The organism is Parvibaculum indicum, from assembly GCF_011762095.1.
In the GTDB taxonomy this organism is placed as follows: Bacteria; Pseudomonadota; Alphaproteobacteria; order Parvibaculales; family Parvibaculaceae; genus Parvibaculum; species Parvibaculum indicum.
This window is the reverse complement of sequence record NZ_JAASQO010000011.1, coordinates 107,148-131,283: the sequence shown is the minus strand read 5'-3', so window position 1 is coordinate 131,283 and position 24,136 is coordinate 107,148. Positions and strand designations below refer to the sequence as shown.

Here is a 24,136-nt window from a genome sequence, read left to right as displayed (position 1 = left end):
TGCAAGGTACATCTGCCGAGCGGTGTCAGTGCATCACTTCCGCCATTTCGTTTTCCTGTTCGGCCACCTCGTCGCCATCATGCGGTTTGGTGCGCAGGAAAAAGAGCAGGGGGAGAGCCAGCAGCGTCATATACATCATCATCCGGAAGTCGTTCAGATAGGCGATCGCCGCCGCCTGCCGCGTCACTTCCCCATTGACCATGGCGAGCGATTCCGGCGTGGTCAGGCTCCAGATCGGGTTCGACGTATCCCGTATCGCCGGATTGAGCGGCGACACATGGGCCGCAAGTTCCGCGTGATTGTATTGCGTCATATAGGCGATGAAGGTTTCGGAAATCGAGATGCCGACACTGGACCCGACATTCCGCAAAAGGCTGAAGAAACTCGTGCCTTCTGTTCGCAGGTCCGGGGGCAGGGTGGCAAAGGTGATCGTCGTCAACGGGGCGAAGATGAAGCCGAGACCGAACCCCTGAACGATACCCGTTTCGATGATCGTCCACTGACTGACCTCGAGATTGAACTGAGCCATTTCCCACAGCGAGAGGCTTGCCAGGGAAAGCCCGAAGGCGATCATCAGCCGCATATCGACCTTGCTGGCGATGCGCCCGGCAATCAGCATGGCGAGCATGGTGCCCGCGCCGCGCGGGGCGAGCACGAGCCCGGCCAGCGTCACCGGGTATCCCATCAGCGTTTCGAGGAAGGGCGGTAGCAGCGCCATCGTCGCATAGAGGATCATGCCGACGATGAAAATGATGACGAGGCCGATGGTCAGGTTCCGGTCCTTGAAAATGCGCAACTCCACGAACGGGTTTTTGACGGTCGCCGCGTGATAGACGAAGAGATAGAACCCGACCACGGCAAAGGTCGCTTCCAGGACGATTTCCGTGGAGGAAAACCAGTCCTGATGATTGCCGCGGTCGAGCATGATCTGCAGCGCGCCGATGCCGAGACTGAGGAAGGCGAAGCCGAACCAGTCGAAGCGTCGCGTCCGGTCGAGATCGGTGGTGGGAACGCTCGCCAGAATGCCGATCAGCGCGGCGATGCCGAAGGGGACGTTGATGTAGAAGACCCAGCGCCAGTTGTAGACGTCGGTCAGGTAGCCCCCCAGAGCGGGGCCGACAATGGGGCCGACCATGACGCCCACGCCCCACATCGCCATGGCGGAGGCGCGCTGCTCGAAAGGATAGATGTCGAGCAGGATCGACTGGGCAAGCGGAACGAAAGCGGCGCCCGAAAGCCCCTGCAAGACGCGAAACAGCACCATTTCTTCAAGCGACGTGGCGGCGCCGCAAAGCATGGAGGACAGGGTGAACCCCACAACCGCGAAGGCGAGCAGGTTCTTGCGGCCGAAGCGCCCGGCCAGCCAGCCGGTCGCAGGCGTGGCGATGGCCGCCGCCACGATATAGGAGGTCAGCACCCAGGCCGTCTGCTCCTGGGTGGAGGAAAAGGAGCCCTGCATATGAGGCAGCGCCACATTGGCGATCGTGGAGTCGAGCGTCTGCATGATCGTGGCGACCATGATCGAGCCCGTCACGACCTTGCGCTGCATCCCGTCCAGTGCAAGAGGGGCGTCCTGTTCGCTCATGAGTGCAGTCCGGTGCCGTTTCCGGAAGCGGTGTCGATTTCGACTTCGCAGCTCATGCCCGCGCGGATCGGCGGATCGTTCTTCTCATGCTCGATCTCGATGCGCACCGGAATGCGCTGCACCACCTTCACCCAGTTGCCGGTCGCATTCTGCGCGGGCAGCACCGAAAATTCCGATCCGGTGCCCTGCGCGATGGAGGCCACATGGCCGTGCCATTCCCGGCCGGGATAGGTGTCGATGGTCACGACGGCGTCCTGTCCGGGGCGGACATCGGTGAGCTGGGTTTCCTTGAAGTTCGCTTCGACCCAGACATCGGAGGTGGAAATCAGCGAAACCACGGGCGCGCCTTGCGCAACCGCGTCGCCGACCTGCGGTTTCCTGCCGAGAATTCCGGCAAAGGGCGCGCGCACCGTTGTGCGTTTCAGATTGAGGGCCGCATTGTCGCGCGCAGCCCTGGCGGATCGATAGGCGGAATGTTCCTCCACCGGCGCTTCGGGCGCATCGTCGAGACTGGCGACGATCTGACCCATGCTGGCCGCCAGCACCTTGGCCAGATGCTGCGCCGTATCGAGGTTGTGCCGGGCCTCGTCGAGTTTTTGCTGGCTTGCATAATCATGCCGCGCCAGCTTGCTCTGCCGGTCGAATTCGCGCTGGTAATATTCCGCGCTGCTTCTGGACAGATCGATCTGCTCCAGCGTCATGCGATAGCGGGCCTGCTGCCCCTTCACCGTCGCCGCGGCCTGCTTCAGCTGGGAATCGGCCTCCTGAAGCGCAATGCGGTAGTTTTCCGGATCGATCTTGAAAAGCGGATCGCCTTTCGCGACCTGCTGGTTTTCATGCACGAAGACCTGCGCGATCTTGCCCGCCACTTCAGGGCTGACGGTCACCATGTCGGCCTTCACATAGGCATTGTCGGTGCTCACATAGCGGCCCGACAGGAAATAGATGGCGCCGCCGGCAAGGAGAAGGAGCGCGGGCAGGCCGAGGAAGAGGGCCGTGCGCATGCGCCCGGGGGGGATGGATCGCAGCCAGCCTGGCCGGGTCTCGCTCCCGCCATTTGTACTATCCGACATTGTTTTTGCCTTTGGTGGTTCAGGATTCTTGACGCTGTCCAAGGGCCAGCGCGTCTTCATCCGGGGCCTGGGCGCTCGGATGGCGCGGCGTTTCCTGGGCGAAATTGGCGCGAATGCGAACAAGCGCATTCATAAGCTGCATGGCTTCTTCTTCGGTAAATCCGCGAAAGGCGATCTGGTAGAGCTCTTCGGACGTCTCCCACATCTGGTCGATGCTCGGCATCGCCTTTTCGGTGAGGTAGAGCTTCTGCGCGCGCCGGTCCGAGGGGTCCTGACGCCGCTCGACCAGACCCAGCTCGGCAAGCCGGTCGATAAACCGCGCGACCGTGATCGGCTGCACTTCCAGCAACTGGGACAGGCCGACCTGGTTGATCCCCTGATGGCGGGAGATATAGGCGAGCGCGCGCCACTGGGCTTGCGTCATGGAGCCGGCATTGTGACGGTCATAGAAGATGCGCCGGATCAGGCTGCTGCACTCACTGAGCAGGAAACCGAGGCTGCGGTGTGGATTGGGGCTGTCCATAGGAGAACTTTGCCATCATTGTTATCGAGTGCAGGAGATATAATATAAGTAGCTTACTAATGGCAGTAAAAAAATCGCGAGGCCGGTTCAAGGGCCTCGCGACGTGATCGGCGAGCCGTTCAGAGGGGCTTAGAAGTTGCTAAGCACCTGAATAACAATGGCAATCGCGTAGAGCGACAGGATGGCATAACCCCCGGCGATCACAGCCTGATCGACTTTGATGCCGGCCTTGTCGCGGGCGATCTGCTTGCCCGAGTCGAGCGCCTTCTGAGCCCTGGCGGCAATGTCATGGCCCACAGAGCCCATCCGGGACGCGGCCTGATTGGCGATTTCTTGAGCGGTAGACATTCTGAACCTCTTGGATCAAACGGTTGGCGTAGCCTGTCCTGCAGGTTTCCGTCGGGTGGCCTCAGGGCGAATCGCCATCGGCCTCGTTCGATCAAAAGATATGTTGCATTGCACAAACTGACAAGATGTCAGCGCAAATATTTTTGCAATGCAACATGAGGCTGAATGTCGCAGAAATCGGCGCTAAATCTGCCGCCCGGCCGCCTCCCAATAGGGTTCGCGCAGCTTGCGCTTGAATATCTTCCCGGAATCCTCGCGCGGCAGTTCGGTTTTGAATTCCACGGTGCGCGGCACCTTGAAGCCGGCCACGCGCTCGCGCAGAAAGGCCCGCACATCGTCCTCGCCGATATCGGCGCCCGTCCGGCGCTGAACCACCGCGCAAAGCGCTTCGCCGAACTCCTCGTTCGGGATGCCGAAGACGGCGCAGTCTTCCACGCCCGGCATCTTGTGAAGCTCCGCCTCGATCTCCGCGGGATAGATGTTCACACCGCCGGAAATCACCATGTCCTTGGCGCGGTCGCAGAGATAGAGAAAGCCGTCATCGTCGAGATAGCCGATATCGCCCAGCGCGATCAGGCCGCTTTTCTCCGAGCGCCGACGCTTCTCGTCGTCGCCGTGATAGGTGAAATCGGGAATGCTGTGCATGCGGCAGACGATTTCCCCGGTCGCCCCCTGGGAAAGTTCCTTGCCGTCATCGTCCAGCACGCGGATGTCGGCGCCGTTGAACGACTTGCCGACCGTGCCGAGATGCGCGAGCCATTCTGCGGAATCGCAGAAGACCACGGCGCCGGTTTCCGTGCCGCCGTAATATTCGTAGATCACCGGCCCCCACCATTCGATCATGGCCTGTTTGACATGGACGGGGCAGGGCGCGGCCGCATGCACCACGAAGCGCAGTGAGGAGAGGTCGTATTTCGCCTTCACCTCGTCGGGCAGCTTCAGCAGACGGACGAACATGGTCGGCACCATATGGAGATGGGTGACGCGCTCGCGGTCGATGAACTGCAAAAGCTCTTCCGGATCGAAACGCGGCTCCAGGATGATGTTGGCGCCATAGCGAAGCGCAAAGAGCCCATAGGCATTCGGCGCGGAGTGATACATCGGCCCGGTGACCACGGTGACCGACTCGTCGGGCGAGGCGACATCGGCGCTGAAGCCCATCACCTTGCCGATGATTTCCTGCCAGACGACCGCTTGGTCCGCGGTGGGCGGATTGCGCCGCACGCCCTTGGGATGGCCGGTCGTGCCGGAGGTGTAGATCATCGAGCCCGGCGGTTCGTCGGGCGGCGCGGCGACGGGATCGAAGCCCTCAAGCCAGGCGCCCCATTCGGTCGTTCCCTCCGGAAGTGAGCCCTGCGCCGGGTCGAGGCCATAGGCGGCGCAGATTTCGGGCGGGGTTTCGACGACGAAGACCGGCACATCCGCCGGCAGCGCGCTTTCGATGCCGCGATAAAGATCGGCATGAATCACGATCGCCTTGGCGCCGGAGTTGGAAAAGATGTAGCGCGCTTCCTCCGGCGTGTAGTGCCAGTTCACCGGCGTGTTGTAGGCGCCGCAAAGACCTGCCGCAACGGAAGCCTCGAAAAAGGGAAAGTCGTTTCTGAGATAGACCGCGACGACATCGCCCTTGCCGATGCCGAGACTCTTGAAACCGCTCGCCGCGCGCGCGGCCCGTTCCTGAACGGACGTCACCTCCACGGCCCGCGAGCCGGACCTTACTTTCGTGCCCATCGTCTCCTCCCAAAGTTCGATGGTTATGTCTTTGGGAGGAGTGTAGCAGGCGGAAGAATGCCGAAAAGGGGGTGCCGCAGGGTCAGCTGTAGCGGGCTTCGCGCTTTTCGCCCTTATTGCCGGTTTTTACCTCGCCGAGCGCCCATTCGATGTCCGCAAGATAGGTGTCGGCCACCTGCGCATGGAAGGGAGAGAGCATCAGGTGAAGGCCAGCGGGCTTGGTCGACACGGAAGTGAACCAGCCGCGCTCGAACATCTTGCCCCAGACGGCCATCGGGTCGACCTCGTCATGGCCGAAGGCGACGATGCCGAGCTGGGGGTGCCCGAGAATATGGAAGCCGAGCTTCTTCACGCCCGCTTCGATCTTCTTGCGTGCATCGGTGACGAGCTTGTGCTTGGCGCGGTAGCCCTCGACGCCGAGGAAATTCATCACGGCCCAGGCCGCCGCGATGGCGCCGCCGGGCCGGGTGCCGGCCAGCGTGGGCGTGACCATGCGCCCGCCCGGCCAGTTGTCGCAGTCGAAGATCATGTAGGACCGCAGCTCTTCGGAGCGGTAAAGAACGGTCGAGGCGCCCTTGGCGCAATAGCCGTATTTGTGCAGATCCGCCGACATGGATTTGACGCCCGGCACCTCGAAGTCGAAAGGCGGGACGTCGCCGCCATTCATGCGCACGAAAGGTGCGATATAGCCGCCGACACAGGCATCGACATGCATCCAGACATCCTTTTCCTCGGCGAGCTTGCCGAGCGCCTCGATGGGGTCGATGAGGCCGTAGGGGAAGCAGGGAGCGGAACCGACGAGCATGATGGTGCTGCCGTCGATCTTTTCGGCCATGGCCGCCACATCGGCCTTGAGGTCGTCGCCGACCGGCACGCGGCGGATTTCCAGTTCCATCATCTTCGCCGCCTTGTCGAAGGCGGGATGCGCCGACCAGGGGGCGACGATGTTCAGGGTGCCGGTCATGCCCTTCACCTGGCGGCCATAGTCGCGCGCCGCCTTGACCGCCATGTTGATGCTGTCGGTGCCGCCCGAGGTGATGTTGCCGACCGCGCCGTCCGGCCCGTGCAGCAGGCCGAGCCCCATGGCGATGACTTCGTCTTCCATCTGCTTCAGGCTGGGAAAGGCGAGCGGGCCGAGGCCGTTCTCCGACATATACATGGTGTAGGCCTCCTTCTGGACCTGCGCCACGTCCTCGCCGGCATTGAACACATAGACCGCGGTCTTGCCCTCGCGCCATTTCACGTCGTTCCTGCCGCGCTCCAGCATCTCCTGGCGCAGCACGTCCCAGGCGGTTCCATGTTCGGGCATTCGCATGTCCCAGTTCCCCTCTGTATTCAGGATTTTGTTCGCGCCGATTATGAGGGCGGGCGGCGCATGCGGCAACAAAAGCGTGAATATGGTTCACATTCCTGGCGCGCGCTTCCCGGATTTCCCCGGAATGGCCTTGGACCCGCCCGCCTTTTGCCGCGATTGGCGCTCAAACAGGACGCTGTCCGACGCGCAAAGAGATAGGACGGTGCGACGGAAACACCCTCTCCGGCCGTAGCAGACACAGGCACGGCAACCATTTTCGGGGTACGGCGATGACATCCCTGCTCAGCAAATCCACGATATCCGTAATAGCCGGTTTCTTTTTGGTGCTGGCCGCCGTGAGCGCCGGCAAGGCCGACACGCGCGCCCAGGTCCGCCAGAGTTGCGGTCAGGACATTCAGCAATATTGCCAGTCCGCGATCGGCGGCGGAAAAGAGAAGATGCGCAACTGCGTGCGCGACAACGCTTCGCAGTTTTCCGAACCTTGCCGCGCTGCGCTGAAGGATGCCTGGCAGGTGCGCCGGCAGCAAAACGACAAGGCGCCTGCCGCGCAAACCGACGCCGAATAATCCGCGCCCGAAAGCCCCTTTCGCGGGCCCCCGCCTTGAGCGCTATAGTCCTCCTTACTGGAACGGGACGAGGGAGGAACGACAATGAGCGCTTATGAGGATGTCCTCTATGCGGTGGAGGACAGCGTGGCCGTGGTCACGCTCAACCGGCCGGACAAGCTGAATGCCTGGACCGGCGCGATGGAGAAGAGCGTAAAGGCCGCCATGGCCGAGGCCAGCGCCGACGAGAAAGTGCGCGTGATCGTGCTGACCGGAGCCGGGCGCGGTTTCTGCGCCGGTGCCGATATGGACCTTCTCCAGAAGATCGAGGCGGAGGGCGGCGAAAAGCGCGAAGTGTCCGACGAAAAAAATGCGGAGGCCGCGTTCAGGGCCGCCGCCGGCCCCGATCTCGAAGGCGCCTATGGCGGGCGCTTCGGCTTCCTGATGGACGTGCCCAAGCCCGTCATCGCCGCGATCAACGGACCCGCCGCCGGGCTCGGCCTTGTCGTGGCGCTTTATGCCGATATGCGTTTCGCCGCGACGGATGCGAAATTCACCACCGCCTTTGCGAGCCGCGGGCTCGTGGCCGAGCATGGCGTTTCATGGTTGTTGCCGCATCTGGTGGGGCCCGCCCACGCGATGGACCTGCTGATGTCGGCGCGCAAATTCGACGGGCGCGAGGCCGAGCGTATCGGTCTCGTCAATCGCAGCTTCGACGCCGAGCATTTCATGGACAATGTGATGGATTATGCCCGCATGCTGGCCACAAGCGTGTCGCCGCGTTCCATGACGGTGATGAAGCGGCAGGTCTGGAAGGCGATGTTCCAGGACTTCAACACAGCGCTCGCCATCGGCGACGATGAGATGCAGAAGAGTTTTGCGAGCGAGGACTTCAAGGAAGGCGTCGCGCATTTCGTGGAAAAGCGCGCGGCGAACTTCACCGGCCGCTGAGGAAGAAGCGGTCGACGCGCAAAAAAATGCCCGCTCCCCGGAAGGAGCGGGCATCTTACGTTTTACCGCGCGTGCCGTCAGAACGAGACGGTCACGCCCGCGAGTGCTTCGAAGCCGGGGGCCTCATAGCCGTCGGCGGGGTAGTAGGTGCGGTCAAGCAGGTTCGACACCTTGCCGGACACTGAAATCATGTCGGTGAGTTTGCGCGTCACGGCGACGTCGACCGTTGTATAGGGTGTCGGATTGACAATGCCGCCATAAAACCCCGGATCGGCATAGACATCGACAAAATTGACATCCGTCGCAACCGTGGTGCGCTCGTCCGGTGCCCAGTTCGCCGAGAAGGAGAGCTTGTGGCGCGGCCGACGGGATGTGGCATTGGTGTTGCCCGGCTCCATCACCGTGAAGGTATAGGAGAGGGTCGCCGACAGATTGTCGAGGATCTGGGCATCGACTTCGCTCTCGATTCCATGGCTGCGGAAGTCGGGTCCGTTCACGGATGTCGAGTTGATATAGAAGGTATCGTACTGGGTGATGATCGGATCCTTGACCCGGTTCATGAAATAAGTGACGCCGACGCGGACCCGTTCGGCAAACAGGCCCTGATCGACGGAGACTTCCCATCCCTGGCTCCGCTCTGGAGAAAGGTTCGGGTTGCCGGTGAATGCGCCGCTCGTGAGAGAATCCGGCGTGAATCCGAAACGCTGATAGAGAGACGGTGTTTTGAAGCCCGTGCCGTAGCTCAGCGTGATGCGTGTGTCCGTTTCCGGGTGGTAGTAGCCGGGCGCGATGGTGAACGTGGCCTGATTGTCGAATTTCTCCGGCATGTCGTAACGCACACTCAGAAGTGCGAAGACGCGCTCGCCGAAATTCAGATTTTCGGTGGCGTAGACGGCTGTGGCATTTTCGCGTGCGTGGGAATTCTGCACTGCGGACGACCAGGAGCTATTGGAAAAGCCGGTGGAGTCGAGTTCGTCCCGGGACCATTTGGCGCCGACGACCAACGTGTTCCATTCGAGCAGGTCGATCGCAGTGTCGATGCTGGCCGTATAGCGTCGTCCGAAATAGGTGGTGTTCACATTGGTCGTCGGCGCATACGTGTCCGGCGGGTTCTCGTCATTGCGGCGTATCTGCATGAAGGAGGCCGACAGGGTGGGGCGCACCTTGCCGCCGAAATAGGAACCTGACAGCGAACCATTGCTGGTGAACTGCCATGTCCGTCCCCTGTAGTTGATATCCTCGCCGAAATTGTCGAGATCGGTATCGGTGTCGCTGAACTGCGTGAAGAGCGTGCCCCTCAGGTTTTCGCCGAACCTGTTGTCGAGGCGTAGCGAGCCGGTAATGTTTTCATAGCCGTCGCGCTCACGCGGTACGCCGAAACGGTATTTGCCGGGCGTTATGTCGGTGCCATGCGTGTATTGGCGGGACAGAGAGGCGAAATAGGACAGGCTTCCGAAGCTGCCGCCGCTCGTGCCCGCCGCATTGAAGCGGCCGCGCGTACCCGCTTCGAGGCGGAGGCTTCCGCCTGGCGCAGCAGCGCCTTTCTTGGTGATGATGTTGATGACACCACCCATGGCCTGGCTGCCGTAAAGAGCAGACTGCGGACCGCGCATAATTTCGATGCGCTCGACATTCTCCGTCGTGAGGTCGGCGAAATTGAAAGCGTTGGTCGGCGATGAAGGATCGTTGACCGGCTGGCCGTTGATCATCACAAGCGTTTAGTTGGAATTGGCGCCGCGCAGGAAGGCACTGGTGATGGTGCCCTGGCCACCCTGCTGTACGGCATGGATACCGGGCACCGCGCGCAGAGCTTCCGTTACTGTGCGGTACTGATGCTCTTCAATGTCTTTCGCAGTGATGATCGTATAGCTCGAAGTGACTTCCTTCGTGGGAAGCGGTTCGAGGCCGCCGGTAATCAGGATGCCGTCGGAAATCGCGTCCGTTTCGGCATGGGCGTAGGTGGCGGTCGTTGTCGCGGCACAGGCTGCGACGGCGAGAAGGGCGATGGAACGCCGCTCGAATTTCAACATGGGTGAACCCCCGTAACATGATCGCGGCAAACCCCGGGCCGCAGGAACCGGCGGGGAGGCGCATATACGGGAAGCGAGAGAGTGCCGCTTGTCGGGAAACGCGGCAGGCAATGGTCTGCCGGGAAAAGGCTCCGGCGACGCGCATCGACCCGACGCGTCACCATCAGCGGAAATCACCGCCCCGCTGGCACACCCCGGCCACCGGCAGATGACGCGCTTTCTGGCAGGTCTCCTGGCTTGCGGGTCGTCGGCGGCGTCTCGCCTTCCCGGCCGATCCGGAAATCCGGACCAACGGCCAGTGGCATGTCATGAAACGCGGCCTCGCCGCTCACAGTTGCGGGGGCAGCCAGGGACTTGACGCGCTTCGGCGCGCCGCACCCTGTTCCCTCTTGCCTCTTCCTTGCCGTTTCCGACATACGGGAAGAACCATAAAAGCGAGCGGCACTATAGGGGCGCGGTTCTAGGTGTCAATTGAGGGCCGGTGCTCGGCGACCCACACAAGCCCCCGCCACAAGCCGCCATTATGGGGTTCCTCATAGTCGAGCGAGACGGAGCGAACGAGGCCGAGCCGGTCCATCACCGCCTGCGACCGCACATTGTCGGGAGCGGTATAGGCGAATATTTTCGTCAGCCCGCAGCGTTCAAAGCCGTCCACAAGCGCGGCAGCGGCGGCTTCCGTGGCATATCCGTGCCCCCATGCCTCGCGCCGCAACCGCCAGCCGATCTCGGTATGCGGGCCGAGAGGGTGTCCGGGACGCGACGGCATGATGCCCGCATAACCGAGAAACTTTCCCGTGAAGGTTTCAATCGCCCAGCGGGTGAAGCCGTGCGTTTCATAGGCCTCGGCATAGCGATCAAACTTTTCATCGCTCGAACGCCTGCCGATAGGGCCGCCCAGATCCCGCATGACCTCCGGATGAGCGTTGAGGGCGGCGAACGCGTCCCGGTCCGATTCTCGCCACTGCCTAAGTCTTGTCCGGGCTGTTTCGATCATCGCGACGGTACACGCTCGTTTGAGGCCGACGATTATGCCCTGGCGCTGGGCCGGGCCGAAACCGCTGCGTGCCAGCGCTTGAGGTCTTCATGCTCGGGTTTCGGCTCGTGCTTCACCCATTTGGCGAAATCCACACAGACAAGCGCCGTGATGTCGGCGAGGGAATAGCCGTCGATGGCGATATAGTTCCGGCCTTTCAGGCGCTCGTTCAAAACGTCGAAGAACCGGGTGAGGCGCACCGCGCCGCGCTCTGCCAGTTCGGGAATCTGCGCAAGATTGACGGGGCCGGGAAGGGCGCGGTCCGCCATGCCCTTGGAGGTGTTGCGCAGCACCTCGGCGATGGGCATGAAGCCTTCGAACTCGATCCGCGCATTCCAGCCCAGCACCAGGCCTTTTTCCTCCGGCGTGGTGCCCAGAAGCGGGGGCTCGGGCTTCACCGCCTCCGCCCAGGCCGCGATGCCGAGATTTTCGGTGAGAATCGTCCCGCTTTCGAGCTTCAGCGCCGGGACGGTACAGGCCGGATTGATCTTCTTGTAGTCGTCGGAAAGCTGTTCGCCCCTGGCAAGGTCCACCTGAACGTTTTCGTGCTCGATGCCTTTTTCCGCCAGCAGGATGCGCGCCCGGCGCGGGCTCGGCGCGGCGGTGTAGTCGTAAAGGACGGGTTTCATGATGTTCTCCCTGAAGGCCGCTTGTTTGCGCGGATTGCCATGGGCGACATGATCCACATCGCGGCAGGGGATGCAAAGACACATCTGCGCGAGGGGGCAGGCAAATTTCAGGCAGGGAGAGGGGGAAATCAGAGAATGGTCGGAGTGAGAGGATTCGAACCTCCGACCCCCTCGTCCCGAACGAGGTGCGCTACCAGGCTGCGCTACACTCCGACGTTCTCTGGAGGCGGGGTTATATCGCCTGCGCGCGCGCGCTGCAAGGCCGGATTCCGAGCTTTTCCGCGCCTCGGGCGGCGCGCCGCCGCTTGCGCGGCCGATGCCATGAGGCTATGTTCCGGCCCTCTTTTTGGGGCGTAGCCAAGTGGTAAGGCAACGGGTTTTGATCCCGTCATGCGCAGGTTCGAATCCTGCCGCCCCAGCCAATCCCTTTCCTTCATTCGATATGCCCGTCCCGTTCGGCAGAAAGCAGCCGCTTCGGGGGCTTTCCCGTCGGCGGAAAGGGCCGCTCGCAGATAGTCGCAGTAATTTACTCGGATTTTCGGGTTGGGGCGGCGCCTGCTTCACATATGCGTTGGCGCGCGTTTACGGGAGCTACCCGAGGAGGTCGGCCGGCCTTGCCCTGTCGCGCATTCTGGAGCCGGTGATGAGGATGTCGATGACATGGTCGCGGATCCACTTATGCCCTTCATCGGCATCCGCCTCGCTGGTCCAGGCGATATGGGCGTCGATATTCGGAACCGGGAAGGGCGTATCGAACATCACTAGGCTGCCATCCGTGTTGTATTGCTCCGCGAAATAGACGCCGACCAACGCGACGAGATCCGATACGGCGACCAGGGGATAAAGGTTCTGCGTGTCGGCAACGGCGCAGGCGACCGTCCGTTCGACACCGTTCTGCCGGAACACCTCGTCGAGGAAGCCGCGCAGGCGTTTGACATGCGTCGTCGCCACGAAATTCAATTCGCGCAGATCGTCCTTGGTGAGCCGGTCCCGATTGGCGAAAGGGTGGGAGCGGGACATGATGATGGCGAATCTCTCTTCCCACACTTTCTGCGAGGCGAGGTCGTTGCCGATGACGAAGCCGGGAAGCAGCGCGATATCGAGTTCGCCGCCCTTCAGGGAATCGGCCGCGCGGTCGCTGTCCTGCAACACGAATTCGAGCATGATATGCGGGGCTTCCCGGCGCGTAAGCCCCACCAGGGCCGGCACCAGCGTATTGTGAACGACATCGTTCACGCCGATGCGGAACGTGCGTGTCGAGGTGGCCGGATCGAAACTGCGCACCGACGACAACCCGCGCTCCACGGTGTCGAGCGCGTGGCCGATGGGGACGGCCAGTGTCATGGCGGTGCGGGTGGGGGCGACGCCGGTTCCTGCCTTGTAGAACAGGGTGTCGCCTGTGAAGTGGCGGAGGCGCCGCAGCGCATTGCTGACGGCGGGCTGAGACATGCCCAGTTTGGCCGCGGCCTTGCTGATGCTTCGCTCAATATAGATCGCATCGAAAACGAGCAGCAGGTTCAGATCCAGTTCACGGATATTCACGCGTCGTAGCTCCCGAAGCCTCGCATCAAACAGCGGTCACCATACATAAAATCGCGACCTCAAAAACCGCATCTTGCATGCATTTTTCATTTTGGTCCGGGTAGACCGAAAGTATGGGTTCATTCATGGCATGAATTGTAAGTATTCATAAATTGAATATAATATCTATTGCCATGATTTTGTTATCAACCCGATGAATTGAGTCTCGTTTATTAATCATTATCAATAAAAATCGTTGAATATCGGGGGGATTCTCATTTTGATGCAGCTCTTGCAGACAGGGCGGCTGAAAGGGAATCCCGAAATGAAGAGTGGAAGATGTGTCCGGCGGGGCAGCCGGCGGGCCGGTGCGCTCCCCGGTCTCGGGATGATCGTTACGCTGTGTACGACGGCAGTCTTCGCGTCGAACGGGCAGGCATTCACAATCGATGACGCGATGGGCCTTGCCATCAGCGACCATCCGGGCGCCAAGGCGGCACGGCTCGAGGCGAAGGCGGCGGAGCGGGAGGTCGGGGCCGCGCGTTCCGGCTATTTCCCCACGGTTTCGCTCGACGGATCCATCCGGCGGGAGAACACGGATCGTCCGACCTTCGAGCGCACCCTGACGGCCAAGGAATATTCGCTGACCGTGACGCAGCCGATTTTCGACGGTATGCGGACGCCCGCTCGCGTTTCCGCCGCGAAGGCGGATGCGGAGGCCGAGACCCTCACCGCCCAGTCGAAGCTCAACGATGTCGCGTTCGACGCGGCGGATGCCTATCTCTCCGTTCTCGAGGCGCGGCAGAGGCTGGCCCTACTGAAAGATCATGAGAAACGCGCGCGAAATATCGCCGACCGTATCGAGCGCCGTGCGAAGGCGGACCCGGGGCTTCGTTCGCTCACCGTCGTCGGCAGCAGCCAGACGGAAGAAGCGCGCTATCTCGTCATGAACGCCGAACGCGAACTCGTCCTAGCGGAAACGCGCTACCGAGAGCTGATCGGCGCGGCGCCGGACGCGCTCGAACCGCCGGTGGAGCCTGTGGAGATCGTGGATCTGACACCCGACGAAGCCGTGGCCGGGGCGGAGCGGCATCACCCGGCGCTCGCCGCGGCGCGCGCCCGCGCGCTGGCGGCGGACGGTTCGCACGACGCTGCCAAAGCCAGCTTCTACCCTCGCCTGGATGCCGAGGCGCGGGCGCGGAACGGGCGCAATATCGAAGGCATTTCCGGGCCCGACGACGACTATTATGTCGGTCTCCGGCTGACCTACAATTTCGCGACGGGCGGGGCTGCTTTCTACGATGCGAGTGCTGCCCGTTATCGCGAGCAGGCGGCGTCGATCCGCATTCACGATGTCGCGCGCGACGTGCGGCTCGGCGTTCTGAAGGCGCTGGAAAACTATCGTTCCGCCCGGGATACGTATCAGGTGCTGCTGCGCCGCAAGGCCGCGGCGAGCGAACTCGTTCGTGTTTACGACGCGCAGTTCATCGGCGGCCAGCGAGACCTTCTCGACCTTTTCTTCGTGTTGAACGAGGAACGCGCGGCGAACCGCGCCGAACTCGACGCACGCTTCGACAAACTGCGATCCGCTTACGGCGTCGTCGCGGCGATGGGCGAACTCGCCCCCGCCGCCGCAAGCGGAGACGATTGACCGAAATTCGACCGCCCCCCGCCAGAACTGCCCGATGAACGCGCAAAAGGCTCAACCGGAGTAACAAGCGATGAAGATCGTCCTTCAATTGACGAGCGTCGGCGGAAACGTGGAACTTGTCACGGTCGAGGCCGGGAAGAATTTCACGATACCCGATGGTGTGACGGCGGAGATCGTCTCGCTGGACGGCGTGAAGGATCTTCATGTGGAGGCGGGTGAACTCGTTCTGAGCGGTTCCGGCGGAACGATCCGCATTGCGGGGTTCGGGGCCGACTTCCTTGCCGAAGCGGCATCGATCGACGGCATCGGGATCGACGGGCCGCTGCCGGCGGGTTTCGCTCGGTTTTTCGGCTGGACCGACACATCGGACGAGGGCGGTACGAACGGAAACGCCTTCGGCGATACCGGCCATCAAAAATCTTCGCCCGCCGCCGACGATACGCCGCCGCCGCTAGACAGCTCGAACGATTCCCTGGCGTCCGCCCCCGATGCGCCCTCGATTTCCTCCTTCTCGGACGATACGGGGCTTCCGGGCGACGGGATTACCGCCGACAACACGATCACGCTGACCGGAACGGCGGAAGCAGGCGCAACCGTTACGATTTACGGTGATGCTATACGGCTCGGTACGGCGACCGCGGATGCCAATGGAGACTGGAGTTTCACCACCGGCGCGCTCGCGGATGGAGCGCACAGCTTTACCGCGACGGCGGAGAATGAAGGCGGCGCCGGGACGTCCTCCGGCCCGGTCGATGTCACGGTCGATACGGAGGCCCCTGACATCGCGATTGCGATGCCGCTCTTCGGCGACGGTATCGTCAGCGGTGCCGACGACGCGGCGTTGACGCTTTCCGGCACGTCTTCGGGCGGCAGCGAAGTTTTCGTGACCTTTCGCGACGGGAGCGGTGCGACCGTCTCGGAGAGCGGGCATGTCGACGGCAACGGCAACTGGACGATCTCGGGAGCCGACATCTCGGGCCTTGAAAACGGGACGATCACCGTCGAGGCCTATGCCGTCGATGCGGCGGGAAACAGCTCGGCGACAACGTCGGAAACATTCGAACTCGACAACGTGGCGCCCGCGGCACCCGTCATTACGGATTATGCGGACGACACAGGCCGACCGGCCGACCGTCTGACCGCGGATGCGACGCCCACGCTCTCAGGCACGGCAGAGGCGGGCGCCGAAATCGAGATTTATGACGGCAATACCCTTCTCGGAACGGCAATGGCGGACGGGAACGGCGACTGGAGCTTCACGACGGCCGCGCTCTCCGACGGATTGCACAGCCTGACCGCCACGGCGCGGGACGCGGCGAGCAACGAGAGCGCGTCCTCTTCGTCGTTCGCGCTCACCATCGACACGGAAGCCCCCGGCATCGCGATCTCGACACCCTTGTCCGGCGATGGAGCCGTCAATGCCTCGGAAGACGGTTCGCTTTCGGTGTCCGGCACGGCGGCGGGCGGTCAGCGCGTCTTCGTGACGTTTACGGATGGCAGCGGCGCGGAAGTCGACGGCATTGCCTTCGTGGACGGCGCAGGCAACTGGCTGCTGCAGCATGTCGACGTGTCCGGGCTCGACGAAGGCACGATCTCGGTCGAGGCCTATGCGGAAGACCAGGCAGGCAATCGTTCCGGCACGGCGACCGCGAGTTTCACGCATGACAGCCTTGCTCCCGGAACGCCTGCGATCACCGGTTTCTCGGACGACACCGGTGCCCCGGACGATGGCCATACCAGCGACGACACGCTGACCCTCACCGGTACGGCCGAAGCGAACATGACGGTCGAGATCTTCGACGGCGCGACCTCTCTGGGGACGGCGACGGCGGATGGGGCCGGAAACTGGAGCTTCGAGACACAGCCTCTCGCGGACGGCAGTCACACCTTTACCGCACGGGCGGAGGATGCGGCCGGCAACAAGAGCCCTTCTTCCCTCTCCTATAATGTCGAGGTCGACACCCTTGCGCCGGGCGTCACGCTTGCCTCGCCGGTTTCGGGCGACGGCTTCGTGAATGCGAGTGAAGACAATGTGCTCACCCTCTCCGGAACGGCGGATGGCGGCCAGCGCGTCTTCGTGACCCTGACCGACGGGGCGGGCGGTTTCGTTTCCGGACAGGCGGCCGTTTCGGGCACGGGGACATGGACCCTGAACGGGATCGATATTTCCGGTCTTCAGAACGGCGGTATCACGATCGAGGCCTATGCGGTCGATCAGGCGGGCAACCGGTCGGGCACGGTCAACGAGACCGTCACGCTCGACAACGTCATGCCCGCGGCACCCGTCATTACAGGCTTTACCGACGATACGGGTAATCCCGGCGATAACCGCACCAGCGACACCACGCCCACGCTTGCCGGCACGGCGGAGGCGAACGGGACGGTGGAAATCCGCGATGGCGCGGTGCTGCTTGGCACGGCGAATGTCGACGGGAGCGGCAATTGGAGTTTTACGACAGGTACCCTGGCGGAGGGATCTCACAGCCTGACCGTGCGCGTGGTAGACGAGGCAGGCAATCGCGGTCCCTCCGCAAACATGACGCTGTCCGTCGACACCACCCCGCCGGGTATCGTTATCACGACGCCAATCGCGGTGGATAACATTGTCAATGCCGCGGAAGACGGCTCGCTTTCCGTGTCCGGCACGGCGGCGGGCGGCCAGCGCGTCTTCCTCACCTTTACCGATGAAGGCGGGGCAACCGCGACCGGGGAGGCGGTCGTTACCGGCGCGGGCACGTGGACGGCAACGGGGATCGACCTCTCCGGACTTCAGAACGGCGGTGTCACGGTCGAGGCCTATGCGGTGGACCAGGCCGGTAACCGCTCCGGCACGGTGGACGCGGCGGTTACGCTCGACAACGCCGCGCCGGCCGCGCCCGTCATCGCCGGGTTCTCCGCCGATACGGGCACGCCGGGCGACCAGCAGACGGGCGACAACACGCTTACCTTCACCGGCACGGCGGAAGCGAATGCGACGGTGAACGTCTATTTTGCAGGCAACATCGTGGCGACGGGCGTCGCGGATGGCGACGGCAACTGGAGCGCGACGACGAGCGCGATCACCGACGGTTATGCGAGCTTCACGGCGCGGGCCACGGACGAGGCGGGCAACCGAAGCGGCAGTTCCGATCCCTATATCGTCATCATCGACACCGCGGCGCCGGACGTGCCGACGATTACCGGCTATTCGCAGGATACGGGCGCGGCGGACGACGTGACTTCGGATGCGAACCTCACCCTTTCCGGTACCGCGCCCGCGGATGCCGCGCGCATCGCGATCTACGACAATGGCGTGGAAATCGGAACGGCGATCCCGGCCGGCGGAAGCTGGGATTTCGCCACTGGGGACCTCGGCGACGGCGATCACAGTTTCACCGTGGCGGCGCGCGATGCCGCAGGCAATGAAAGCGGCAAGACAGCGGCGCTCGACGTTACCATCGACACCGCGGCGCCGGATGCGCCCGTCATTACAGGCTTCAGCGACGATACGGGAGCGGCGGGAGACGGCATGACCGCCGACACGACGTTGACCCTCTCCGGTACGGCGGAGGCCGATGCGCGGATCGCCATCTTCGACCAGGGCTCTCTCCTCGGCACCGTGACGGCGGACGGCGCAGGCTACTGGAGCTTCGATACGGGCGAACTCGCGCAGGCGATCCACAGCTTTACCGCCCGTGCGACCGATGCGGCGGGCAACGTCTCGGATCCGAGCGATGCTTTTGAGGTGACCGTCACTGTCCCGGCGACGCCGGCACCCGCCATCACGGGCTTTACCGACGATACCGGCACGGTTGGCGACTTCCGCACCGGCGATACGAACCTGACGCTGTCGGGCACCAGCGCGGCAGATGCCACGGTGGAAATCTTCCGGAACGGCGTATCGCTCGGCACGGCGACGGCGGACGGGGCGGGAGACTGGAGCTTCGATACCGGAGAACTTGGCGAGGGCGCGCATGCCTTCACCGCGGTCGCAACGGCGCCTGCGAGCGGCCAGAGCCCGGCTTCCGCCACATTCAACGTCACCGTGGATACGACCGCGCCGACGGTCACGATCGCAGATCCCGTCGACGGCGACGATCTCGTCGGCATGACAGGCGCGGCGGCTCTCGATGTATCCGGGACGGCGACGGAGGGCCAGATCGTCGAGATCACGTTCCGCGACGGCCTGAACGCAACCGTTACGGGCAGCGCGGCAATCGACGGCGTCGGCAATTGGGTACTGACGGGCACCGATATTTCCGGTCTTGCCGAGGGGACGATCACCGTCGAAGCCTATACGACGGACGCGGCGGGCAACCGCTCGTTGACGGCAACGCATGATTTCGAGTTCGACGGAACCGCGTCCGCGAAACCCGTCATCACCGACTGGTCCGACGATACGGGCGCTGCCGACGGCTCGACGTCGGACACGACGCTTACCTTCACCGGCACGGCGGAAGCCAATGCGACGGTGCAGATTTTCCGGGGCGGCGGGCTCGTCGCCACGACGACGGCCGACGGCGCGGGCAACTGGACCATGACGACGGGCGAAATCGGGGAAGGCTACGCGGCATTCGAGGCCCGTGCGACCGACGAGGCCGGGAACAGCAGCGGCTGGTCCGACCCGGTCGTGATCAACGTCGACACGACCGCGCCCGCCATGCCGGCGATTACCGGCTTCTCGAGCGATAGCGGGGCGGCCGGCGACGGCCTGACCAACGACAGGACCCCGACGCTGACGGGCACGGGGCAGGCGGGCTCGATTGTCGTCATCATGGATGGCGGCGTCGAGATCGGCACGACCTATGTCACGGGCGGCGGGACCTGGTCCTTTACGACGGGCACTCTCGGCGGCGGCGATCACAGCTTCACGGCGGTGGCGCGCGACGGGGCCGGCAATGAAAGCGGCGAAACCGCTTCCCTCGACCTCACCATCGATGCGACGGCACCCGCGGTCCCCGTCATCACGGGCTTTTCCGACGATACCGGCAATGCCGACAACCAGACCACCGACAATACGCTGATCTTCACCGGCACGGCCGAGGCGAATGCGACGGTCAACATCTATGTCGGCGTCAATATCGTCGCGACCGGCGTCGCGGATGGCGACGGTAACTGGACCGCGTCGACCGGAACCATGCCGGACGGCTGGACCTATTTCTATGCGCGCGCGGTCGATGCGGCGGGGAACCGCTCCGCACAGACCGGCAACGTCACCGTCAATATCGACACGACCCCGCCGGATGCGCCCGAGATCACCGGCTTCACCAACGATAACGGTACGGCGCCGGATGACGGCATCAGCTCCTACAACTGGACGCAGCTTTCGGGCACGGCCGCGGCGGGCACGACACAGGTCGTCGTCTATGACGGCGGCGTCGAGGTCGGCACGGCCTATGTCAGCGGCGGGAGCTGGACGCTGCTCGTCTCCGCGCTTCCGCAGGGCACGCATGAGTTCACCGCCGCGGGGCGCGACTATGTCGGCAATGAGAGCGGCGAGAGCGACGCGGTCCTGTTCACCGTCGACCAGACGCCGCCGGCCATTCCCACGCTCACCGGCCTGTCGGACGATACCGGCGCGACGGGCGACTTCCGCACCTCGGATACGACGCCGACGCTTTCGGGCACGGCCGAAGCGAACGCGACCGTCACGATCCGCGACGGCGCAACCGTACTCGGCACGGCGCTCGCGGATAGCGACGGCAACTGGTCCTATACGACGGGCACGTTCTCCGAAGGCGTCCACACGATCACGGTCAAGGCGACCGATCTGGCAGGCCGGGACAGCGCCTATGGCGACGTGCAATTCGTCGTTATCGATACGACGGCGCCCAATGCGCCGGTCATCACGGGCTTCAGCGACGACAGCCCGCCCACGGGAGACGGCTATACGAGCGATACGACGCCGACGCTCTCGGGGACGGCGGAAGCGAACAGCAGCGTCGAGATTTTCGCAAACGGGCTCTCGCTCGGCACGGTGACGGCAAACGGATCAGGAAACTGGAGCTTTACGACCGCCGAACTTTCCGAGGCGAGCTACAGCTTTACGGCGAAGGCAACGGACAGTGCCGGGAATGTCAGCGATGAATCGACCGCGCTCGACATCGTCATCGGCAGCGCGCCGCCGCTCGAAACGGCGGCGCCGGTGATTTCCTCCTATTCAGGCGACACGGGTGTTGCCGGCGACGGCGCTACGAGCGATACGACGCTCACGATCACCGGGACGGCGGTTGCCTATGCCGCTATCGAGATATTCGATGGCGGGGTTTCGCTCGGCGTGACCTGGGCGAACGGCTCGGGCAACTGGAGCTTCGCTACCGGAACGCTGGCAGAGGGCGATCACGAATTCACGGCCGTTGCGACGGCGCAGGGCGGGGCCTCGGCGAGCGATCCATCAGCCGCTCTTGACGTGACGATCGACACGACGCCTCCGGGGACGCCTGCAATCACCGGCATGTCGGACGATACCGGCAGCTCTTCGTCCGACAATTACACGAGCGACAATACGCCGACCCTCACCGGCACGGCCGATGCGGACGCCACCGTTTACATCTATGACGGCGGCGGTCTTATCGGACAGACCACGGCGGACGGGGCCGGGAACTGGAGCTTCACGACAGGCGCGCTCTCCGACGCCTATCACTATCTCACCGCCCGGCAGGCCGATGCCGCGGGCAACCGGAGCGCGGACAGCGCGACGCATATCGTGCGCATCGATACGACGGCGCCGACCGTCGCCATCTCGACGCCGATCGCGAGCGACGACATCGTGAACGGCAACGAAGACAATTACTTCAATGTGTCCGGCACCGTTTCGGGCGCTGCCCAGACGGTCCATGTCACCTTTACGGACAGCCTGGGCGCCACCGCCGGCGGGACGGCAACGGTGAACGGATCGTCCTGGATGCTCTCGGGCGCTAATATCTCCGGCCTCGAGAATGGCGAGATCACCGTCAGCGCTTATGCGGTCGACGGCGCGGGCAACCAGTCTTCCCCGGTGACAAGCACCATCACGCTGGACAATGTCGCGCCCGCGGCGCCGAGCATCACCGGCCTGTCGGACGACACGGGCAGCTCCGGCTCGGACAACCAGACGAGCGACACGACGCCGACGCTCAGCGGCACGGCGGAAGCGGACGCCACCGTTCGCATCTATGATGGCGGAGGCTATCTGGGGGAGGCCACGGCGGATGGAGCCGGAAACTGGTCCTTTACCACCGGCGCACTCTCGGACGGCTACCACTACTTCACTGCGCGGCAGGTCGATGAGGCCGGCAACCAGAGCACCGGGAGCCCGACGCGTCTCGTGAACATCGATACCTCCGCGCCGACCGTCTCTCTCTCTGCGCCGATTGCGACCGACAACATCGTGAACGGCAACGAAGACAACTACTTCAATGTGTCCGGCACCGTTGCGGGCGGAGCCCAGTCCGTCCATGTCACCTTCACGGACAGTCTGGGCGCCACGGTCAGCGGAACAGCGGTGGCGAACGGATCGTCCTGGATGCTCTCGGGCGCGAATATCTCCGGTCTGGAGAACGGGGACATCACTGTCAGCGCCTATGCGGTGGACAGCGCGGGCAACCAGTCTTCGGCGGCGACGAGCACGATCACGCTCGACAATATCGGCCCCGCCACGCCCGTCATCACCGGCTTTGTCGACGACACCGGCATTGCCAACGGTCAGACCTCCGACACCACGCCGACGCTTACCGGCACGGCGGGGGCGGGCGAAGAAGTCCGGATCTTCTTCCAGGGCAGCCAGATCGCGGTGACGACGGCGGACGGCAATGGCGACTGGTCGGTCACGACATCCACCCTGCCGGAAGGCTATCACTATCTGACGGCGAGGGCCGTGGACGAGGCGGGCAACCAGGGCGACGCGTCGGGCATTCAGGTTGTCTGGGTCGATACGACACCGCCCGCGGCGGCAACCATCGACAGCTGGAGCACGGACACGGGCACGGTCGGCGACGGTATTACGGATGACGACACCATTACGCTCACGGGCACCCGGCCCGGGGCGACCCTCGTCAATATCTACGACAATGGCGTCCTGCTTGGGACAGTGCCGATGACGGGAACCTCATGGAGCTACACCACGAGCGTCCTGCCGGATGGCGACCACAGCTTCACCGTGGTGGCGCTCGACGGCGCGGGCAATGAAAGCGCAGCCTCCAGCGCCCTCGACATCACCGTACAGACAGTGCCGCCCATTGCGGCACTGGACGATACGATAAGCTCCGTGCCGGACGGCTGGTCGGTTTTCGAGGGGAACGGCCATGCCTATTCCCTGATCGGGGCCGACAATTACTGGACCTATGCCCAGAGCGCGGCTGCGTCGGCACTGCCTGGAGACAGCTATCTCCTCACCATTACAAGCGCGGAAGAAAACGATTTCGCCACGACAATCAATTCCGGTCGTTTATGGCTGAATGCCACGGACGTTGCCTCGGAGGGCAACTGGGTCTGGCAAGGCGGTCCCGAGTCGGGCACGACATTCTGGGTAGGCGACTACACGGGTAGTGCGGTCGACGGTGCCTATACCAATTGGGCGACCGGTCAGCCGAGCGGCGTTGATCCGTATGGCGGGGATGAAGATTACCTGATCCGAAATTCCAGTGCGCAGTGGAACGATTCATTCTCCTATGACACCTATTCCACTGCCCGTACGGTGGCCGAGATCGGCGGCAATGGTCAGAACTACGCGGACAATGTGAACGAGGACGCGCCCTACACCTTCTCCAGCAGTATCCTTTTGCAGAACGATGGCGATGGTGCAGCAATTTCCTCCGTCTCGGCGACAAGTACGATGGGTGCAAGCCTGACCTACAATTCAGGCACCGGCGAGGTCACCTATGATCCGACCGCCGCCAGCTCCATACAGGCACTCGGTGACGGACAAACGGCGACAGACAGCTTTACCTACACGATTGACGGTGGGGAGAGCGCCACTGTCCACATCGAAGTCGCAGGGCGCGACGAGGTTTCCGCCTTCTCCGCGATGTCCATGAGCGTGATGCCCGATGCTGCAAGCGTCCTCGATATGTCGGGTGAGATTCCGGGTCTTTCCGACAACGGAGATACCGGAACCGGCGCTGTTGCCGGTGTCGGAGACGGCGCGGCTTTCCCTTACTTCGACAACGGCACGCAGCATCTGTTGGTGCAGGACCCGGCCAGCGATAACGGCTCCCTGCCGGCGGTCGCCTGAGGAGCGCGGAG

Annotated in this window: 14 protein-coding genes, 2 tRNA genes, 1 pseudogene and 1 riboswitch; of the genes and pseudogenes, 5 read left to right on the top strand and 12 right to left on the bottom strand. The window is 63.3% G+C overall.

What is annotated here, in order from left to right; all coding sequences use genetic code 11:
* Nucleotides 1–25: 25 nt before the first annotated feature.
* The 6 genes from FHS78_RS14265 to FHS78_RS14240 form a co-directional block, all read right to left on the bottom strand.
* The gene (locus FHS78_RS14265) at nt 26–1,585 is read right to left on the bottom strand and encodes a DHA2 family efflux MFS transporter permease subunit (protein ID WP_167095041.1); all 1,560 of its coding nucleotides are present in this window, start codon (nt 1,583–1,585) and stop codon (nt 26–28) included.
* Complete coding sequence (locus tag FHS78_RS14260; RefSeq protein ID WP_167095040.1) at nt 1,582–2,658, bottom strand: HlyD family secretion protein; 1,077 nt, start codon at nt 2,656–2,658, stop codon at nt 1,582–1,584. Before FHS78_RS14260 ends, FHS78_RS14265 begins: the two co-directional genes overlap by 4 nt.
* Before the next feature lie 19 nt (nt 2,659–2,677).
* Nucleotides 2,678–3,181, bottom strand: a complete 504-nt coding sequence (locus FHS78_RS14255; protein ID WP_167095039.1) for a MarR family winged helix-turn-helix transcriptional regulator — start codon at nt 3,179–3,181, stop codon at nt 2,678–2,680.
* Nucleotides 3,182–3,310: 129 nt separating this feature from the next.
* Nucleotides 3,311–3,529 (bottom strand): hypothetical protein, encoded by a 219-nt coding sequence (locus tag FHS78_RS14250; protein ID WP_167095038.1) that lies wholly within the window; start codon nt 3,527–3,529, stop codon nt 3,311–3,313.
* 183 nt (nt 3,530–3,712) lie between these two features.
* Nucleotides 3,713–5,260 carry an acyl-CoA synthetase gene (locus tag FHS78_RS14245; RefSeq protein WP_167095037.1) on the bottom strand — a complete coding sequence of 516 codons (1,548 nt, stop codon included), beginning with the start codon at nt 5,258–5,260 and terminating at the stop codon, nt 3,713–3,715.
* Between the two features lie 82 nt (nt 5,261–5,342).
* Entirely contained in the window at nt 5,343–6,569 is a 1,227-nt protein-coding gene (locus tag FHS78_RS14240) for a pyridoxal phosphate-dependent decarboxylase family protein (RefSeq protein WP_246220517.1), read from the bottom strand.
* Between the two features lie 326 nt (nt 6,570–6,895).
* Between FHS78_RS14240 and FHS78_RS14235 the strand changes: the two genes are divergently transcribed.
* Both FHS78_RS14235 and FHS78_RS14230 read left to right on the top strand, forming a co-directional pair.
* Entirely contained in the window at nt 6,896–7,141 is a 246-nt protein-coding gene (locus FHS78_RS14235; RefSeq protein WP_167095035.1) for a hypothetical protein, read from the top strand.
* 84 nt (nt 7,142–7,225) lie between these two features.
* Nucleotides 7,226–8,071, top strand: coding sequence for an enoyl-CoA hydratase (locus FHS78_RS14230; protein WP_167095034.1), 846 nt, complete (start codon nt 7,226–7,228; stop codon nt 8,069–8,071).
* A gap of 77 nt (nt 8,072–8,148) precedes the next feature.
* Here FHS78_RS14230 and FHS78_RS14225 read toward each other — a convergent pair whose 3' ends face one another.
* The 5 genes and pseudogenes from FHS78_RS14225 to FHS78_RS14205 all read right to left on the bottom strand — a co-directional run bounded on the left by FHS78_RS14225 (nt 8,149) and on the right by FHS78_RS14205 (nt 11,976).
* Nucleotides 8,149–9,645, bottom strand: a complete 1,497-nt coding sequence (locus FHS78_RS14225) for a TonB-dependent receptor plug domain-containing protein (RefSeq protein WP_246220524.1) — start codon at nt 9,643–9,645, stop codon at nt 8,149–8,151.
* Nucleotides 9,646–10,101: pseudogene (locus tag FHS78_RS14220) on the bottom strand (TonB-dependent receptor); the annotation flags it as partial. It abuts the gene before it with no gap.
* Between the two features lie 205 nt (nt 10,102–10,306).
* Nucleotides 10,307–10,548, bottom strand: a riboswitch (cobalamin riboswitch).
* 13 nt (nt 10,549–10,561) lie between these two features.
* Entirely contained in the window at nt 10,562–11,095 is a 534-nt protein-coding gene (locus FHS78_RS14215; protein ID WP_167095031.1) for a GNAT family N-acetyltransferase, read from the bottom strand.
* A gap of 32 nt (nt 11,096–11,127) precedes the next feature.
* A complete protein-coding gene (locus FHS78_RS14210; protein WP_167095030.1) occupies nt 11,128–11,763 on the bottom strand; it encodes a glutathione S-transferase family protein in 636 nt (211 codons plus the stop codon).
* A 136-nt stretch (nt 11,764–11,899) separates the two neighbouring features.
* Nucleotides 11,900–11,976: transfer RNA gene (locus FHS78_RS14205), tRNA-Pro, on the bottom strand.
* Nucleotides 11,977–12,110: 134 nt separating this feature from the next.
* Between FHS78_RS14205 and FHS78_RS14200 the strand changes: the two genes are divergently transcribed.
* A tRNA-Gln gene (locus FHS78_RS14200) sits at nt 12,111–12,185 on the top strand.
* Nucleotides 12,186–12,354: 169 nt separating this feature from the next.
* On the opposite strand, the gene FHS78_RS14195 is transcribed toward FHS78_RS14200, so the two are convergent.
* On the bottom strand, nt 12,355–13,305 hold the full coding sequence (locus tag FHS78_RS14195) for a LysR substrate-binding domain-containing protein (RefSeq protein ID WP_167095029.1): 951 nt from the start codon (nt 13,303–13,305) through the stop codon (nt 12,355–12,357).
* A 304-nt stretch (nt 13,306–13,609) separates the two neighbouring features.
* On the opposite strand from FHS78_RS14195, the gene FHS78_RS14190 reads away from it, so the two are divergent.
* Both FHS78_RS14190 and FHS78_RS14185 read left to right on the top strand, forming a co-directional pair.
* A complete protein-coding gene (locus FHS78_RS14190) occupies nt 13,610–14,935 on the top strand; it encodes a TolC family outer membrane protein (RefSeq protein ID WP_167095028.1) in 1,326 nt (441 codons plus the stop codon).
* A 70-nt stretch (nt 14,936–15,005) separates the two neighbouring features.
* Nucleotides 15,006–24,125: an Ig-like domain-containing protein gene (locus tag FHS78_RS14185; RefSeq protein ID WP_167095027.1), complete on the top strand. Its 9,120-nt coding sequence runs from the start codon at nt 15,006–15,008 to the stop codon at nt 24,123–24,125.
* Nucleotides 24,126–24,136 lie beyond the last annotated feature (11 nt).

Bases quoted from the DNA above. Each gene is read 5' to 3' on its own strand.
- FHS78_RS14265 (WP_167095041.1), bottom strand. From the start codon at position 1,585: ATGAGCGAACAGGACGCCCCTCTTGCACTGGACGGGATGCAGCGCAAG.
- FHS78_RS14260 (WP_167095040.1), bottom strand. From the start codon at position 2,658: ATGTCGGATAGTACAAATGGCGGGAGCGAGACCCGGCCAGGCTGGCTG.
- FHS78_RS14255 (WP_167095039.1), bottom strand. From the start codon at position 3,181: ATGGACAGCCCCAATCCACACCGCAGCCTCGGTTTCCTGCTCAGTGAG.
- FHS78_RS14250 (WP_167095038.1), bottom strand. From the start codon at position 3,529: ATGTCTACCGCTCAAGAAATCGCCAATCAGGCCGCGTCCCGGATGGGC.
- FHS78_RS14245 (WP_167095037.1), bottom strand. From the start codon at position 5,260: ATGGGCACGAAAGTAAGGTCCGGCTCGCGGGCCGTGGAGGTGACGTCC.
- FHS78_RS14240 (WP_246220517.1), bottom strand. From the start codon at position 6,569: ATGCCCGAACATGGAACCGCCTGGGACGTGCTGCGCCAGGAGATGCTG.
- FHS78_RS14230 (WP_167095034.1), top strand. From the start codon at position 7,226: ATGAGCGCTTATGAGGATGTCCTCTATGCGGTGGAGGACAGCGTGGCC.
- FHS78_RS14225 (WP_246220524.1), bottom strand. From the start codon at position 9,645: ATGGGTGGTGTCATCAACATCATCACCAAGAAAGGCGCTGCTGCGCCA.
- FHS78_RS14215 (WP_167095031.1), bottom strand. From the start codon at position 11,095: ATGATCGAAACAGCCCGGACAAGACTTAGGCAGTGGCGAGAATCGGAC.
- FHS78_RS14210 (WP_167095030.1), bottom strand. From the start codon at position 11,763: ATGAAACCCGTCCTTTACGACTACACCGCCGCGCCGAGCCCGCGCCGG.
- FHS78_RS14190 (WP_167095028.1), top strand. From the start codon at position 13,610: ATGAAGAGTGGAAGATGTGTCCGGCGGGGCAGCCGGCGGGCCGGTGCG.
- FHS78_RS14185 (WP_167095027.1), top strand. From the start codon at position 15,006: ATGAAGATCGTCCTTCAATTGACGAGCGTCGGCGGAAACGTGGAACTT.